The organism is Mucilaginibacter sp. SJ, from assembly GCF_028993635.1.
GTDB lineage: Bacteria > Bacteroidota > Bacteroidia > Sphingobacteriales > Sphingobacteriaceae > Mucilaginibacter.
In genome coordinates this window covers 2,197,731-2,214,590 of record NZ_CP118631.1, presented here as the reverse complement: position 1 = coordinate 2,214,590, position 16,860 = coordinate 2,197,731, and the positions used below count along the sequence as shown (strand labels likewise).

Annotated in this window: 14 protein-coding genes; 4 read left to right on the top strand and 10 right to left on the bottom strand. The window is 43.3% G+C overall.

The genetic code is table 11. The annotated features are described in order from the left end of the window. Window positions 1–5: 5 nt before the first annotated feature. The 3 genes from MusilaSJ_RS08925 to MusilaSJ_RS08915 form a co-directional block, all read right to left on the bottom strand. A complete protein-coding gene (locus MusilaSJ_RS08925) occupies window positions 6–977 on the bottom strand; it encodes a Gfo/Idh/MocA family protein (RefSeq protein ID WP_274989642.1) in 972 nt (323 codons plus the stop codon). Between the two features lie 124 nt (window positions 978–1,101). Continuing rightward, on the bottom strand, window positions 1,102–2,094 hold the full coding sequence (gene mgrA, locus MusilaSJ_RS08920; protein WP_274989641.1) for an L-glyceraldehyde 3-phosphate reductase: 993 nt from the start codon (window positions 2,092–2,094) through the stop codon (window positions 1,102–1,104). Window positions 2,095–2,172: 78 nt separating this feature from the next. Then, a complete protein-coding gene (locus MusilaSJ_RS08915) occupies window positions 2,173–2,520 on the bottom strand; it encodes a winged helix-turn-helix transcriptional regulator (protein WP_274989640.1) in 348 nt (115 codons plus the stop codon). Between the two features lie 106 nt (window positions 2,521–2,626). On the opposite strand from MusilaSJ_RS08915, the gene MusilaSJ_RS08910 reads away from it, so the two are divergent. Further along, a complete protein-coding gene (locus MusilaSJ_RS08910; protein ID WP_274989639.1) occupies window positions 2,627–3,145 on the top strand; it encodes a lipocalin-like domain-containing protein in 519 nt (172 codons plus the stop codon). Between the two features lie 128 nt (window positions 3,146–3,273). On the opposite strand, the gene MusilaSJ_RS08905 is transcribed toward MusilaSJ_RS08910, so the two are convergent. From MusilaSJ_RS08905 to MusilaSJ_RS08875, 7 genes are all read right to left on the bottom strand, one after another. Next, on the bottom strand, window positions 3,274–4,587 hold the full coding sequence (locus MusilaSJ_RS08905) for a bifunctional folylpolyglutamate synthase/dihydrofolate synthase (protein WP_274989638.1): 1,314 nt from the start codon (window positions 4,585–4,587) through the stop codon (window positions 3,274–3,276). A gap of 169 nt (window positions 4,588–4,756) precedes the next feature. Then, the gene (locus MusilaSJ_RS08900) at window positions 4,757–5,575 is read right to left on the bottom strand and encodes an energy transducer TonB (RefSeq protein WP_090523406.1); all 819 of its coding nucleotides are present in this window, start codon (window positions 5,573–5,575) and stop codon (window positions 4,757–4,759) included. Window positions 5,576–5,825: 250 nt separating this feature from the next. Then, window positions 5,826–6,227, bottom strand: a complete 402-nt coding sequence (locus MusilaSJ_RS08895; protein ID WP_090523411.1) for an ExbD/TolR family protein — start codon at window positions 6,225–6,227, stop codon at window positions 5,826–5,828. Then, on the bottom strand, window positions 6,224–6,937 hold the full coding sequence (locus MusilaSJ_RS08890) for a MotA/TolQ/ExbB proton channel family protein (RefSeq protein WP_274989637.1): 714 nt from the start codon (window positions 6,935–6,937) through the stop codon (window positions 6,224–6,226). The genes MusilaSJ_RS08895 and MusilaSJ_RS08890 overlap by 4 nt, the downstream gene beginning before the upstream one ends. Then, the gene (locus tag MusilaSJ_RS08885; protein ID WP_274989636.1) at window positions 6,934–8,001 is read right to left on the bottom strand and encodes an HU domain-containing protein; all 1,068 of its coding nucleotides are present in this window, start codon (window positions 7,999–8,001) and stop codon (window positions 6,934–6,936) included. Before MusilaSJ_RS08885 ends, MusilaSJ_RS08890 begins: the two co-directional genes overlap by 4 nt. A 40-nt stretch (window positions 8,002–8,041) precedes the next feature. Further along, a complete protein-coding gene (locus MusilaSJ_RS08880) occupies window positions 8,042–9,913 on the bottom strand; it encodes a porin family protein (protein WP_274989635.1) in 1,872 nt (623 codons plus the stop codon). A gap of 28 nt (window positions 9,914–9,941) precedes the next feature. After that, entirely contained in the window at window positions 9,942–13,034 is a 3,093-nt protein-coding gene (locus MusilaSJ_RS08875; RefSeq protein ID WP_274989634.1) for a tetratricopeptide repeat protein, read from the bottom strand. A gap of 270 nt (window positions 13,035–13,304) precedes the next feature. On the opposite strand from MusilaSJ_RS08875, the gene MusilaSJ_RS08870 reads away from it, so the two are divergent. The 3 genes from MusilaSJ_RS08870 to MusilaSJ_RS08860 all read left to right on the top strand — a co-directional run bounded on the left by MusilaSJ_RS08870 (window position 13,305) and on the right by MusilaSJ_RS08860 (window position 16,787). After that, window positions 13,305–14,402: a DUF922 domain-containing protein gene (locus MusilaSJ_RS08870; protein ID WP_274989633.1), complete on the top strand. Its 1,098-nt coding sequence runs from the start codon at window positions 13,305–13,307 to the stop codon at window positions 14,400–14,402. Window positions 14,403–14,593: 191 nt separating this feature from the next. Beyond that, window positions 14,594–15,631: a LacI family DNA-binding transcriptional regulator gene (locus MusilaSJ_RS08865; protein ID WP_274989632.1), complete on the top strand. Its 1,038-nt coding sequence runs from the start codon at window positions 14,594–14,596 to the stop codon at window positions 15,629–15,631. 109 nt (window positions 15,632–15,740) lie between these two features. Next, window positions 15,741–16,787, top strand: coding sequence for a glycoside hydrolase family 43 protein (locus MusilaSJ_RS08860; protein ID WP_274989631.1), 1,047 nt, complete (start codon window positions 15,741–15,743; stop codon window positions 16,785–16,787). Window positions 16,788–16,860 lie beyond the last annotated feature (73 nt).

Below are 16,860 nucleotides of genomic sequence, written 5' to 3'. Positions count from 1 at the left end.
CATTTTTATTTTTTTAATGTGAACGCGTCGATGATATCCATCAGCGTCACGGCTTCATCAATGGAGCAGGGGTTAGGCCCTTCGCCATTAAAGTAAGCTACTATTTTGGTTATGAAAGGCTGCTGGATATGCTCGGGATGAGTGAAAGTTATGGTTTCTTCATCTGTATCAGTTTTCCAGCTGATGTAATTGCCAAAAAACGGGAAGGTAATTTTTCCTTTTGTGCCGATGATCTCACAGGTATCGGTGGTTTCACTTTCGGCTACATTAAAACACCAGGAACCGTTAACCACTACCTTATTTTTAAATAGGATCTGCCCGCAAACGTGATCGTCGGCAGGTGTTGAGTTTGATTGGTTGAGCGAGAAACCATGATACATTTCAGGCTCGCCGAAATAATACAGCATCAAATCGAGTTGATGCGGGGCAAGATCATGGAAATAGCCTCCGCCTGATAATTCGGGCTGTACACGCCAGTTGGTTTCCACATCGGCAATCAAAGTTGGTTTGCGGCTTTGCCACATCCTGATCTGTACCGTACGGATTTCGCCAATCAGCTGCGCATCAATTAATTCTTTAACCTTTAAAAACATAGGTAAAGCCCGGCGGTAATGGGCAACCGTAAGTTTTGAGCTGCTCCCCTTCACAGCCGCTGCCATAGCCCTTGCTTCGGCCGAATTACGGGTCACCGGTTTTTCGACATAAACGTTTAACCCTTTTTTTAATGCGATAAGTGCATAATCGAGATGGGATGCGGGAGGGGTAGCTATGTAGATCGCGTTCAGTTCCTGGTTGTTCAGCAATTCATCGGCATCATTGTACCATTTGCCTACACCATGGCGTGCAGCATAATCGGCCGCTTTTTCTGCATCGCGGCGCATAACGGCCACAAGGTTACTTCCCGCCACTTTTTTAAATGCAGGCCCGCTCTTTTTTTCAGTTACGTTGCCGCAGCCTATAATGCCCCAGTTTATCATTGTATAAGCCCCTCTAAATCTCCCCTAAAGGGGAGACTTTAATTTTTGTTTAAGGAAAGATATTAAAATTACTTGTCGAAAAGAATAGAAATTGGCGCTCCACCATAGTTCCCCCTTTAGGGGGTTATGGGGCTAAAATTTCTTCTATCCTTGCTAACTCCTCTACCGAAAACTGGAGCTTATCCAAAGCTTTTAATGAATCGGATAATTGTTCTGGCCTGCTTGCGCCTATCAGTACAGATGTTACGCGCTCATCTTTCAGGATCCAGGCCAGTGCCATTTGGGCCAGGGACTGTCCGCGTTGCGCAGCCAAACTGTTTAAATCCCTGATCTGGTTTAGGCGTTCGTCGGTGATGTGACTTTTTTGAAGGAAACCGGTTGGTCGCGCAGCCCTTGAATCTTCGGGGATGCCATGAAGGTATTTATCCGTCAATAAACCTTGCGCCAGTGGTGAAAAGGGGATACAGCCTACGCCTTCGTTACCTAAAACATTCAGCAAACCGCCTTCAACCCAACGTTCAAACATAGAGTATTTGGGCTGATGAATAAGGCACGGCGTACCAAGCTCTTTGAGTATTTTGATAGCTCTTGAGGCCAGTTCTGCTGGGTAGTTGGAAACACCAATATACAAAGCTTTTCCCTGGCGAACGATGAGATCCAACGCAGCCATGGTTTCCTCAAGTGGCGTGTTTGGATCGGGGCGATGGTGGTAAAAGATATCCACGTAATCGAGCCCCATGCGTTTAAGACTTTGATCAAGACTGGATACCAGGTATTTCTTCGAGCCCCAGTCACCATACGGGCCCGGCCACATGGTGTAACCGGCTTTGCTTGATATAATAAGTTCGTCACGGTAATCGCGGAAATCTTCTTTCAGGATCTTCCCAAAATTCTCTTCGGCCGAGCCGGGAGGCGGGCCATAATTGTTGGCCAGGTCAAAATGGGTGATGCCGCTGTCGAAAGCAAGATGCAATATCTTACGGTAATTATCGGCAACATCAACGTGACCGAAATTGTGCCAAAGGCCTAATGAAATAGCCGGAAGTTTGATGCCACTGTTGCCACAGCGGCGATATTGCATTGTTTGATACCTATCGGCAGATGCTATATATGTCATATTTTAGGTAAGGATTGGGCCGTAAAAATAGAACTTTATGTAGATTAATAAAGGTGTTTTTGACTTTACTGAAATTAATTATGGCATAGCTACTATATCATTAACCTGCATCTGATGTTTGGCCCAATCGCGTAGTAATTGTAAAAAAGGCAGTAATTCCCGGCCTGTATCGGTGAGGGTATATTCAACCCTTGGGGGTACTTCAACATGCACCTGCCGAACAATGAGGCAATCATCTTCCAGCTCACGCAGGGCCTGGGTAAGCATTTTAGAGGTTACGCCTGTTACAGTGCGACGTAACTCACCATAACGCATGGTGTCATTGCGCAAACGCCACAGGATACGCCCTTTATATTTGCCGCCTATCCGCTGAAAAGCGTAGTCAATACCACATTTTGGTGCCGGATGATTTGATTTTTTTTTCATCAATTAAAAATAATATAATTGATTTATAGCATGGTAACTTTTTAGTAACCAGGCTACTTTTTTGTGCCTTATTGTTAATGGAATATAGCAAATATAACTTTGCTGCATGAAATATAAATCGCTTTTGATCCTGATGCTGTTTACCATATGTAGGGCATCGGCACAGAACAAACCCTCTGTTCATAATTTGACCGGAACCTATGAATTGGTAACAGTTGATAATATTGCTGCCGACGGTAGCCGCACCCATCTTTACGGTGATTCGCCGAAGGGAATCCTTGTAATTGATGCCATGGGACATTACGCTTTACAGATCTACAGTGAAGGCCGGCTAAAATTTGCATCGGGTGATAAAGCTAAGGGTACCGACGGAGAGAACCGAGCAGCGATAAAAGGGTGTAACGCTCATTATGGTATCTATAAAGTTGAAGAGAATAATATCATTTTCAATATAGAACATGCATCATTCCCAAACTGGGAGGGCACACAGCAAAAACGCCCCTTTACAATTTCGGGCGATATTTTTAAGTACACTGTACCTGCGCCAACTACCGGTGGAGCGATAACAGGGGAGGTGGTTTGGAAGAAACTGTCTGAATCAGAATTTACAGGATTTAAGAATTAATAGAATGTTTTACTTCAAGCCCAGATTTTACAGGATTTGAATTGGCAGAAAGCCTTTTTATAAAAGACCACCTTATGTAAAGGGTACCTATTTCTACACCAAGATTCTCAAAATCCTAAAATTCTGATTCAGACAACCTCGGCCACCACAAAAGTGCTGCCGCCTACAAAAACAAGATCATCATTAGCTGCATTTTTTTGTGCCGATAGCAATGCTTCCTTTACAGAGAGGTAGGCCTCACCAATTAAACCATGAGCCTGCGCCTGTGCTTTCATGCTTTCAGCGCTCAATCCTCTTGGAATATCCGGCTTGCAGAAATAATAAGTAGCATCTTTGGGCAGCAGCGGTAATACTTTGCCGGTATCTTTATCATTTACCATTCCGATAACCATATGCAGGTGATTGTATTTAACAGATGCGATGTTTTTCATTACTTCCTCAACACCATCGGGGTTATGCCCGGTATCGCAAATAGTAAGCGGATTTTGACTTAATATTTCCCAGCGGCCATGTAAACCGGTGAGGGTTTTGACCCGCCTTAAGGCTGTTTCAAGGTGCTCATCGGTAATTACAAAGCCTTGCCCGCGTAATTCATTAACAGCAGATAAAACTGTTTTTACATTTTTAAGCTGATAGGAACCGGTGAGGTCGAGTTCTAAGTCGTAAGTTTTAAGTATGGAGTCTTTATGCTTAATTTTGATATCCAAAGATTCCCGGACGCTACCTTTCGCCTTTTGCCTTTCGCCTTTAATCTGCTTCACGTCCCACTCTTCCGATGCAAACTGAATGCTGCTGTTAGCTTGTGCGGCTTTATCAATAAACACGTTTGCTACCTCCGGCTGTTGTTCACCAATGATCACCGGGACGCCTGGTTTGATGATGCCTGCTTTTTCGCCGGCTATTAGTTGCAGGGTATCGCCAAGCATATTCATGTGGTCCCAGCCTATATTGGTAATTACCGAGAGCAGCGGGCTGATCACATTGGTTGAATCCAGCCGACCGCCTAAACCTACCTCAATAACGGCGATATCTACCTTTTCTTTGGCGAAAACATCAAAGGCAAGAGCTACGGTCATCTCAAAAAAGGAGGGGGCTATTTCATCAAAATTGGCCCTGTGATCCTCAACAAAATCAATTACGGTTTGCTCGCTGATCATTTGTCCGTTAATGCGGATCCGCTCGCGAAAATCTTTGAGATGGGGTGAAGTATAAAGCCCTGTTTTGTAACCCGCTGTTTGTAAAATGGCCGCCAGCATGTGCGATGTTGATCCTTTACCATTGGTACCGCCCACATGTATGCTTTTAAACTTATGCTGAGGATTGCTCAGGCGCTTACAAAGTTCAAGCGTATTGGTAAGGTCTTTTTTAAAAGCTGAAGCCCCGTCACGCGTAAACATGGGGAGCTGGGTGTAGAGGTATTGGATGGTTTGTTCGTAGTTCATGGTTCATGGTTCATGGTTCATGGTTCATGGTTCATGGTTCATGGTTTGAACCACTACTTAAAGAGGCAAAAATAGCACTGTAGCATTTTAAAAACAGTGTGGAGATTGTAATATTATTCCATTAAAAGCTATGAACCATGAGCTATAGTCCATCCGCCTTTTGCAAAAATCAATTTACCTTAAACACAAAAACAACGGTACCCTGTTGCTGATCGGGGGCATTATCAAGCGGGTTAAGTTTGGAATTTTTTACAGCATCTTCGCATTTTTGAAGCAAGCCTGCATCTGATATGGTGGTACCACGGGCCCCGGCACGGGCATAAGTAACGTTGCCATCTTTATCAACCCGGATATCAACTACAATTTTACCGCTTTGCCGGTTATCATCGCTTACAGAGGGGCGACTTACGAAGTTACGCTGTGCCATGTTCAGGCTGCCGCCATTGCCGGATCCTGTTCCGTTATAATTATTGGTAAGTGTTGTACCTGTGGTTTTACCCTGGTTGCCCGGAGTTTTGCCTGTGCCATCGCCCTCGCCTGTACCCGTTGATGCTTTGCCTTTATATAAAGCATTTTGGTTAACAGTAGGTTTTGCCGGCGGTGTTTTTACCGGTGGAGTAGGGGCAACATTTTGACTTGGCTTTTTAGTAGGCGCGGCCACTTCTGGGGCATCCTCGTTATTTTGGGTAACTACCGTTTTTTCGCTGCTTTCGGGCGTTGGTTTTTCTTCGGTGGGTTTACTTTCGGTAACTTTATCCGGTTTAGTATGATTGGCTTTTTCCGCTACCGAAGGTTCTTCGGTGCTCATGTAATCATCGCCCATACCTTCATCAACCGTACCGTAGTTTACCAATATGCCGCCTGTTCCGTTCTCTTCAACCGGCGGATTTTTGAATACGATAAAATAACATGCCGCTATCAGCACAGCCATAATAATGCCTGTTGCTATAAATGCTTTCGGATAGTTATTTTCTTCCCTGTACTCCATTTTTATAATTAGTGCAATTTTTTAATTAGCAGTATTTTCTTAGTTGCAGTAGCAGTTTTTAGTAGCAGTAGCACTTTGCAGTAGCAATACCAGCTGCAAAAGTTAAAAAAATCAAGCAGATAAACTGCTTCCTTGAAACTGCCGCTGCTACTTAAAACTGCTACTTTTAAAAAGAGTGGCAGTTTGTTTAAACGATTACGGTAATTTACTGCAATAATCTACTGCAAACTTTAAACTGCAACTGCCACTGTTATCCCTTAGGTTCTGTTGCCAAAACCAGTTTAATGTTCAACTTTTGTGCCACGTCCATCACCTGTACCACATCCTGTATGGCTACAGTTTTATCAACATACAAAACTATGGTAAGTTCGGTAGCCAGGGTTTTGTAACCCGCCAGTGTGGTTTGCAAAGCATCTACCGGGATCTCTTTTTTATCTACGTAGTACTTCAGGTCTTTGGTTACTGAAACAGTTATGGTTTTTTTAGATACCGACTGCCCTGTTGATGATTTAGGCAACACCAGCTTAATAACGTTAGGGTTGGTAACTGTTGAGGCTATAAGGAAAAACAGCAGCAGGAAAAACATAATATCGTTCATTGCCGATGTATGTACCTCTGCCGATGCACCCCTGTGTCTTTTTCTTAAATTCATTTGCTCGGCTCCTCTAACAGGTCAATAAATTCAATGGCGTCGGTTTCCAGCTTCAGTATCACCTTATCAACCATCATATTTAAAATGTGGTAGCAAACATAAGCTACGATACCTACAAACAAACCTGCGGCTGATGTTACCATTTTTACGTATAAACCGCCAGAGATTACACCCATGCTGATGTTATCCGTTTTTGAGATATCATAAAAAATCTTGATTACACCGGCAATGGTACCAAGGAAACCAAACATCGGCGCTATACCTGCTACGATACCTAAAATTCCAATATTTTTTTCCAGTTTGGATACTTCGAGCTTGCCAACGTTTTCAATGGCGCCTTCAATATCTTTTATAGGTCTGCCAATGCGCAGTAAGCCTTTTTGCAGCATGCGCCCAAGCGGAGTGTTATTGTTACGGCAAATGGCAATAGCCGATTCCAAATTGCCCGAGTGGATACTGGCGCGTACCTGTACCATCAGGTTTGATTCATCACGAGATGCTTTACGGATAGTAAAGTAACGTTCAAAAAATATTACCAGCCCCAGTACAGCTAAAATACCTATCGGGATCATTACCCAGCCACCCTTGATCAGCAGGTCGCCAAAGCGAAGTTCTTCAGTTGGCAGGGCTGCGGTTGTTACGGCGTGGTTTGCGGTATCTGCCAGGTGTTTGGCGGTATCTGTAATTTGCTGAATTAATAATAAAGTCATTTCGTGGAATCAGTAATTTGTTTTGAGTATGTGTCTTTAGTTATTTTTCCTTGTGATATGAGTTTTTTTCTCACGGCTTCTGCTTCCTCAGATGAGGAAAACCCTCCAATTATGATCTTGATCCGCGGACCGGTTCCGGGGCCTTTCAGCAAGCGGGCGTCAATTCCCTTGCTTTTATAATCTTTAACGGCCTCATTGCTTTTGGTTACTGTTTTAAACGATCCTAAAAATATGGCAAACTCCGGCTGTGCTACGGTATCTGTTTTAGCTGCCGGTTTATTTAACGCTTCAATACGTTTAGAAATTGTCTTTGTCGTATCAGCAACCGTTGGAGTAGAATCCTTTTGGATACTATCCGGCTTAACTACGGGAGCAGCTTTAGGCTTTTCAACCTTTGGTTGTTCTTTAGGGCTGCCATTGTTAAGATGTAATAGTGCGGGGTTATATTTATATACGCCAAAAGCTGCTGCGGCAAGTACAACCACTGCAATTGCTATTATAGCCCAAATGCTGATACCCCGCTTAACTTCGGGTTCATCATCAATATACTCAGGCTGCTCAACAACGGTTGCTGCTGTCGGCGGCGGTGTATAGGTTTGCTGTAAAGGGATGGCCGTAGGCAAGGGCGGCGGCGGTGGTGGCGGGGGTACATAGTTCACCTTGTTAATGGTTACCGAGGTAAGGCCAAAGAACAAAGGATCGCTGCCCGGTGCCTGTTCCTGAGGTCTGAAAGCAATTTTGCCTTCCTGCATATAAAACCAGCCCAATTGGGCAAAAGGTACTTCATGCAGCACCAACTCTTGCTTGAGGCTATTGATGTATTTTTCGGTGAAATATTTGGATGATGCCAGTGAGATCTTTTTCTTTTCGGCAATATGACGTGTCAGGATCTCATCGTCTTTAGCCTCCTGATCAAAATGCAGCTTATGACCGGGCGGATAAAAAGTTGCCTGTACATCATCATAATAGCCATTTACACGCAGGCGCGAAAAGCAGCCCAAGCCAGGTACACTTATTTCGGTGTACCGGCCGAGTAGTTCGCTTAAATAATTGGCTATGTCCATCCGGTAAAAATACGGTTAATTTTAAAACATCAAACAGGGCTTAAAACGAGTACCCTACCCCGCCAAAGATATTAAATCCGTAGTTAGGGTAGTATAACCAATTTTGATACGAACTGCTCAGGATATTATTAACCTGCGCAAATACCGAAAACCTGCTGTTTATCCTGTATTCTACGCTACCGCTCAGGTCGCCAAAGCCCTTAATAGGCTGTTTAACCTGGTTGTAAACCGGGCTTCCCGGGGTAGAAGTTGGTGTCAATACCAATAACCTGTCGGTTGTTGAGCCGCGGATAAGCAACGAACCTGTAACAGTCAATTTGCTGTCGATATGTATTGCAGTACCTGCAGTTAATAAAAATTTAGGCAGGTTCCATGGCTCGTTTTCTTTAGCCATTTGATAGTCTTTTATTTCAACGCGACCGAAAATGTTAAAATCGTCTGTTGCTTTAAAATCCAGCTCACCATTAAAGCCGTTTACGCGGGCTTTGCCATCATCATAAATAACAGTGAATTTGTTGCCTTCGGCGTTGAAGTTACTCACCATTAAAGGCATGTTTTTAATACTGTTGCGGTACACGGCAGCTTTGAAGCTTAAACCGGGGGCCAGGGTGCCTTTTAAACCGGCACTGATATCCAGCTGGTCAACTGAGTTTTTGATGTTGATGTTTTGGCCGATGAAAGGATTAGCCATAGCAAAATCGCGCAGTGAAGAGCGGTTAACATCCCCTTTGGCTTCCACAAACAGGCGTACATATTTAGGGACCACCTGCACCTCAAGCTTGGCGGCAGGGAAAATGTAAAATTTTCCAAAATCACCAAACTCTTTTACAATGTTCACCCCTGCATCTATCTTATAGTTATCCCCCTGAAATTTGATGTATGGGTTAACCCGCGCAATATTATTACCAAGGCTGTATAAACTGTCCTTCTGACTGGCCAGATCTAACGAAGCGCTTAAGCCTGCATAAAACTGCTTAACAGTTTGATTTAGAAAGCCTGAAATAACTACATTGTTTTCACGTGCCTGGTAAGCATTGCTAAATGCGTATCCTTTTAACTTTACAGCATAGGTAAAGTCGTTTTCAACGTCTTTGTAATTCTTTGCCAGTTCAACCTCGCCGCTTATGGTATTGAAGTGCTGTTTTGTCGGTACAAAATTGTTGTCGGGAGCATCCTGGTTGTAACCGTAAAAATAGGTACCTAAACGATTGTAGTTGATGCGGCCTGAGATATTGTTATCGTCAATGATGCTTTTGCCAAATACGCCAACGTCATCGCGGCTTTGGGTTTGCTTTTGCAGCGAGCCAGATTGCGACAAATGTTTAATGAAACCGCCAAATTGTAAAGCCTGGTCGCGGCCATTGGCAAAGTAGCCCTCGCCATAAATGGTTTTCAGGTTGCCAAACCCAACCTTTGCAAAATTGTTGGTTAAAACCGAATCCTGTTCGGCAGGTCTTTTCATTGCCTCAAGCTGCCTGATCTCGGAGTTTTGCTCCTGGCGTTTATCAAGCGGGGCATAGGTTAAAGGTGCTTTAAAGGGCACTTTATCTTCCAAATCGGGATTACGACGGATCTTTACCGCATCGGCCAGCACCGGTTTGTAGGCAGTGGTCACTACAATTTCTTCTGATAAGCTACCACCATTGGCAGCGTTGTTGGGATTATTGCCGCCTCCCTTCTTAGTAGTATCCTGCGCTGTTTTTGCAGCAGCATCGCCTAAGCTTTTGCTGTCGGTAGCTTTTTTAGTTACAGGTTTGGGCGCGGCCTTTTTGGGTGCCGGTTTAGCGGCAGTTTTTTTAGTCGCAGTTTTTACTGTTGCTTTTTTGGTAGATTTCTTTGTTTGTGCCTGGGCAGGAACAAAGTATAATGCTATTAATAAGGTAAGCAGCGTATATGTGTATCTCGAGTTCATTGCTTGTCTTTTTTTATATTACTCTTTGTTACTGTTTGTTAGTTGTATCGGGCTGGGCAGTTTCTTTGGTGCCTGCGGCAGGGGCTTTGGTTTTGCGGCCGCTCAGTTTATCCAGCTTCTCTTTAGCAGTAGGTAATATATCGTCATCGGCTTTATAGTTATCAATGATACTTTGCAGGGTTGCCTTGGCCTGGAAGGTATCTTTTAAGCCTACATAGGTGTCAGATAACAAAATGTATGTTTTGGCTACCCAGTAATCATAGTTTGGCATTTCCTTGGCCAGGTCAAAACACATTTTTTGTGATGTCTTATAACGGCCCTTTTCATACTCAATAAGTGCAAGATTATAACGGGCTTCGGCAGCGGCAATGGTTTTGGTGTTTGTTGCAGTATAGGTGAACTGTTTAACAGCCAGGGTAGTATCGCCGGTTGAAAGATAAGCCTTGCCTTCGTACAAGCCGGTTTTAAACTTGTCTTCCTGCGATGTTTTATCATTTGTTTTAACCAGCTCGGCGTATTTAATGGCATCATCGGTCATTTGCATTTCCGAATAGCAGTACATCAGGTTAGTAATGGCGAAGGTATAATCGGATTTATATTCTGAGTTGGTTTCGAGCCTTTTCAGAAATACTACCGCTTCGTTATATTTCTTTTGCTGCATGTATAATTTAGCCATGCTGATCAATGCCTTTTCGCTGTAGGCACTGGTCCAGTCGTTCAGGATCACGTTATAATCAACAACAGCTTCTTCTGTACGACCTAAATTAGCCAATCCCTGCGCACGGATAAAGCGGGCTTGTTTTTCGTAGATCTGTTTGCCCGGGAACTTATCAAAATAAGCGTTTACTGCGCTTACAGTACCCTGCCAGTCGCCTTTAAGGTAAAGGTTATTGGCTGCGGTTATCATAATGCTTTCCTGGTCGGAGGTGGTATAGTTACCAATAGGGGTGGTGCCTGCATAATTGATGAATGTTTGAGCATCACCTTTATCTGTATAGATCTTTTCAATCTGTTTCAAAGCCTGTTTAGCTTCATCGGTTGAGGAATAATCCTGCACCACTTTTTTAAATGATTCAACAGCAAGGTCATCATTGCCTGCATTGTAATCAATCAAGCCGATGGTAACCAGCGCGCGCGGTACGTAGCTGCTGCGCGGATATTTCTGGATCATGGCATTCAGATCGGCTTTAGCTTTATCGCCGTCTGTTTTCAGGAAATAAGTATAAGCTATCTCAAATGATGCATCATCGGCGTAATCAGAGTTAGGGAACTTGTTCAGTACATCATTCAGGGTACTGATCTTAGTATCCAATGAACCCTGTAAGCCCTGGATCATACCACGCTGAAACAAGGCATAATCTTCGCCCTGGTTATGCATGGCTATAATGCGGTTATAATAGGTCATGGCACTGCCATAGCTTTTCAGTACAAAATAGCTGTCGGCCAGGCGGGTAATTGCATCATTTTGGGTATTTACATCTTTTACATCTCCCTGTAAAAACCTCTCAAAGTAAGTAGCGGCTTTTTTATACTGCTCATCGCCAAAGGCCGCGTAAGCTAAAGCATAGTTGGCGTAGTTAGAAACATCAGTTTCCTTAGCCTCGGGCATACTCAGGAACTTTTCAAAGTTTTCTACCGATTCGCCGTATTTGCGAACCTCAAACATGGCCTCAGCCATCCAATAGGTGGTTAAAGCTTCGGTCTTACTATCAACCGGATCTTTTAATGAGCGCAGGAAAATACCGATAGCGTTTTCAAAAGCACGCTCATTGTAAAATTCCAGACCGCGGTAGTAAGTAACTTTTTGATAAGCTAAACGTGCACTCTGGCTTTTATTAGGGATTGGCTCCAGGATCTCAACAGCTTCTTTATAGCTGCGTGAGTTCAATAATTCCTCGCCTAATAAAACCTTCACTTCATCAATACGCTTTGAGCGCGGATAGTTAGCTAAGTATAATCTTGTAGCACCTAAAGCCTGCAGGTTAAAGTCGAGCTCGTATGATAGTTTGGCGTATTCATAAAGGGCATCTTCCTGTAATTGCTTATCATAATCAAGCTTGGAGGCGTTGAGGAACGCGTTACGTGCACTCTGTTTATTGTTCATTTTCAGGAACACATCGCCCAGGGTATAGTTACCGCTTTGGCTGTAAACATCGTGCTGTTCAACCAGTTTTTCCAGTTCGCTGGCAGCTTTGGCATAGTTGCCTACTTTATAATAAGTATAACCCATCTGGTAGCTGTCCTGCGTGTTTTGGGTACGGCCCTGATCTCGGTCTTCAAAACGGCCATAGTACTTAACCGCATTGTCATAATCGTCTTTGGCAAAGTATGATGCAGCGATGATGCGCAGCATTTCCGTTTCGTTTTGCTGGTGGGTTTTATTTACAATAGGAACAGCATAATTGATCACATCATCATAGCGTTTATCTAAAAAGTAAACAGCCGAAATATAGTACGGATAGCTGTTTTCGTATTTCTTAGAATTTTTAAGCTTTTCAAAATTTACCAGCGCCAGGTGATAGTCCTTGTTTAAATAAGCTATGTAAGCAAAGTAATAAGTAGCATCCTCAGTAAATTCCGACCGTTTATTTTTAACCTCGCCAAAAAGCAGCTGGGCATTTTTGTAATCCTTTAACGAAAAGTAGGCATAACCTTTACGGAATTTATATTCGGTATTGTCATGTCCGTTTAGCTCACCTGCCTCAACCTTGTTAAACCAGCGGATAGCGTCTTCATATTTACCTTGTTTAAAATACGATTTACCAATCTGGAAAAAAGCCTGTTTGGTAAGCGGATTTTCAGGGTGTTCTTTTATAAAACGGAGAAACATGCTTTCGGCATCATCATTACCCAGGTTAAGGGCGCAGAATGCTTCATAATACTGGCAGTTTTCCTTAGTGAGCGATAGCTCGGTTTCAAACTGTGGCTGGGTGCTCGTTTTAATTTTGTAAGCTTCAACCAGGCGGAATTGTTCGGCCGCCGAAGCAAATTTTCCTTTGTCCATCAAATCAATAGCCGCGTGATAAGTACGGTAAATTTGAGTGGAAGGGTTTTGCTGGGCTCGTGCAGCTGAAAATAAAAATACGGGAATGAGCAGGGTGATGTATCTTGTTTTGATCATAAAGCGCATACTAACGATAGTGCGAAAATAGCTAAACCAAAAAGAGGCTTTTCACATTAGAAATTAACAATTGTGGATAACACTTCTTTTAACGAAGGTAATACTTAAGATAATATCCATGTGGAAAACTTTAAAATTGTTGAGTACTGCCGTGGTACCGGCCATGGATAATCAAAAGTAATAATTACACGTTAAACAGTGCAATTTATTTGTATTTTGAGCATTATAATACCCCGGGGGCAATGCGCCCCATCCATTATTTTACCAATTATGAGTAGCGTTCTTAATAGAGGCGGATTGTGGTTACCGGTGATTTTGTACATGTTGGTGTTTTGTCCGTTAAATTCAAAAGCACAAAAAACAAATGCCGAAATTGTTTTAACAAACAGGCAGTTAAATGAAAAATCGAACGAATTTTATATCGCAAATGTTACTGATGAACGGCCCGATCGAAGTGCGGTCGCCTGGTTATTATCGGCCACAGGTAATTTGCCCGCAGTAAAACATGAAGTTGATTTACAGGGAGGCACAGCAACAGCTGTTAAACAATTTGCTGATTATGCTATCCCCGTTAATAAGATGTTACGCCCGGTAGTCATCCGCATTAAGAAGTTAAAGCTTACTGAAACGGCAATGGCCGATGGCAGGATAGAAGGCCGGCTGGAGATACAATTATGGTTTGAATTGAAAAAGGCTGAGGACAATGTGCATTTGATTGATTATCCGGCGGCCACAACATACTATCGCAGCGCGGGACAACAGTATGATACCGGGGCGCTGATGAGCCGGGCCCTTGAAGCCGGCCTGGTGTATTTTAACAGATGGATGAATCGTGAAGCGGCCACTAACATCAAACTGGCTAAGGGAGTAAAATTAATCTTTACCGATTATTCGGAACAGCCGGAAGGCGATACCATTTACTACTCGGCCGGGCGGCCTTTAACCTGGAATGATTTTCAGGATAAAGCCCGGGGCGAAAAGTATGTTGCCGAAGTGCAGCCAAGTTTCGGTTACACAGAACAGGCAGAAGTAGAGAAGTCGATAGTTGTAGTGAAGATAAGCATGCGCGTGTTTTTACCTAAAAGTGCCGCCTGGGTAAAACCGGAGGGTCGTACAGACTATGCTCTAAACCATGAGCAGCGGCATTTTGATATTGTAGCGATAGTAGCCCGGCATTTTAAGAAAGCCCTTCTGACTATGAAACTCCCGGTTGATAACTATGATGGCTATATTAATGTACAATACCTCGACTCGTACCGTGAAATGAACCAGCTACAAGAACAGTATGATAATGAAACCAATCATGGCACAAACCAATACTACCAACAGGAATGGAATATGAAGATAGATGGGTTTTTAAGAGATTAAGACAGGAGACTCAACACACCTGCGCCGGGGAAGGGGGTAAATAACAGATCTATGAATTTAAATTCATGGATGTCAGCATAATGTTACATGGTATAATACATCCTTATACTGTGTAGGACTTATTTTTCTTATGTTTACTTTCCTTTATATAATTGGATTGTTAATTTTAGGATCATAAGCAAGGGGGCGAAATGAATTTTGGCGGAGTTACCATAAAGGATATTGCTAAAGAGTTAGGGATCTCACCGTCAGCGGTTTCCAAGGCACTTAAAGACAGTCATGAAATTGGCGAAAAAACCAAGGCGCTTGTACTGGAGTGTGCCAAGAGGCTCAACTATCAGCCCAACCTTAATGCCCAAAGCCTTAAACGGGGCAACAGCAAATCTATTGGCATTGTGGTTTCAACTATTGAGAACCAGTTTTTTTCGCAGGTGATCAATGGCATCGAATCAGTAGCGCACAGTAAGGGATATAATGTGTTTATTACACAAACCCATGAATCGTATGAGCTGGAAATGCAAAATGTACGTCACCTGACTTTTCGCTCCATTGATGGTTTGCTGATCTCTCTTTCAACCGAAACCCAAAATATTGATCACCTGAAAAACCTGCACGAAAAAGGTTTGCCTATTGTTTTCTTTGATAGGGTAAGCGATGAAATTGATACGCATAAAGTAGTGGCCGATAATTTTGCCGGGGCATATAAGGCCACAACCCAGTTGCTTGAGGCAGGATACCGTAAAATAGCTCATATTACCAGTTCGGTAAACGTATCCATTACCGCCGAACGCTTGAGGGGATACAAAGATGCACTTGAACAACATGGCATGCAACCTCATGAAAAGCTGATCAAATACTGCCCGCATGGCGGTAAAGACCTTGCTGAGATAGAAAATGCATTAAGCGAGTTACTGTATGCCGATGATAAGCCCGATGCTATTTTTACAGCCTCTGACAGGATCACAACTACTACCTTGTCCCTTCTTCATAAATTAGGCTTCCGGATCCCTGCTGATATCGCTTTGCTCGGCTTCACCAATACTCAACTGGCCGAAGTTTTAAACCCGCCGCTAAGTGCTGTTTATCAGCCCGGTTTTGAAATGGGAAAAAAGGCAACCGAAATGCTGATCAGCATTATTGAAAGTAAGCGGCCTGTTACCGAGTTTGAAACTACCGTATTACCTACCCGGGTTTTTATCCGCAGTTCCTCTCAACCGGTAAAAACGTAATATTAAACGCCCGATTTAGCAATAAATGTATGCTTAACAGTTGTTGTTTTTGTGAAATCTTTTACAGATTTTTAGCGCATTATAAACCACGCTAAAACCTTTCAGCCCTATGAAAAAAATGTTCACCTATTTGCTGCTGCTTTTATTTTCCAGCGTGGCAATTGCACAAAATACCGGCGATAAAACTTTTACCAACCCGTTGCTGCCATCAGGCGCCGATCCCTGGGTGATCTGTAAAGATGGGTTTTACTATTATACCAATTCAACAGGGGGCAATATTGTTATCTGGAAAACAAAAGATATTACCAAACTGAGTACTGCACCAAAGAAAGCTGTTTGGGCGCCGCCGCCAGGTACAGCTTATTCTAAAGATCTATGGGCGCCCGAACTGCATTTTATAAAGGGCAAATGGTATGTATATTTTGCCGCGGATAATGGCGATAACAATAACCATCGCATATATGTACTGGAAAATAGCTCGTCCGACCCAACGGAAGGTACCTGGGAGTTTAAAGGAAAAATAGCCGATAGTACCGATAAATGGGCTATTGATGCTTCGGTGTTTGAAAATAACGGTAGTTGGTATATGATCTGGTCGGGCTGGGAGAGTAACCATAACGGGCAGCAGAATATTTATATAGCCAAAATGAAAGATGCCCTGACTATTGGCAGCGAACGCGTAAAAATATCAAGCCCGGCTTATGAATGGGAAACCAACGGTGATCTGCATGATGCCGGTAACCCCGCGCATGTGAGTGTAAATGAAGGACCGGAGATTTTAAAGCATGGCAAAAAACTGTTCCTGATCTATTCGGCAAGCGGCTGTTGGACTGATTTTTATGCTTTGGGCATGCTTACGGCTTCTAAAAAAAGCGATCTGTTAAACCCTGCCTCATGGATCAAAACAGAGGAGCCGGTATTTAAGCAATCGCCGGAAAACAGCGTTTACGCGCCCGGTCATAACTCGTTCTTTAAATCGCCAGATGGCCGGGAAGACTGGATCCTGTACCACGCTAATTCAAACCCTAACGAAGGCTGCGGTAATAAACGTTCGCCGCGTGCACAAAAATTTATCTGGAATAAAGATGGTTCGCCAAATTTTGGTGTGCCGCTGAAGGATGGACAGCCTTTGGCTGTGCCGTCAGGAACGAAGTAGGGGGAAAGGGATATATAAATAATAAACAAGATCGTCATTGCGAGTAAGCACCAGGTGACCCCGGAAAAATCGT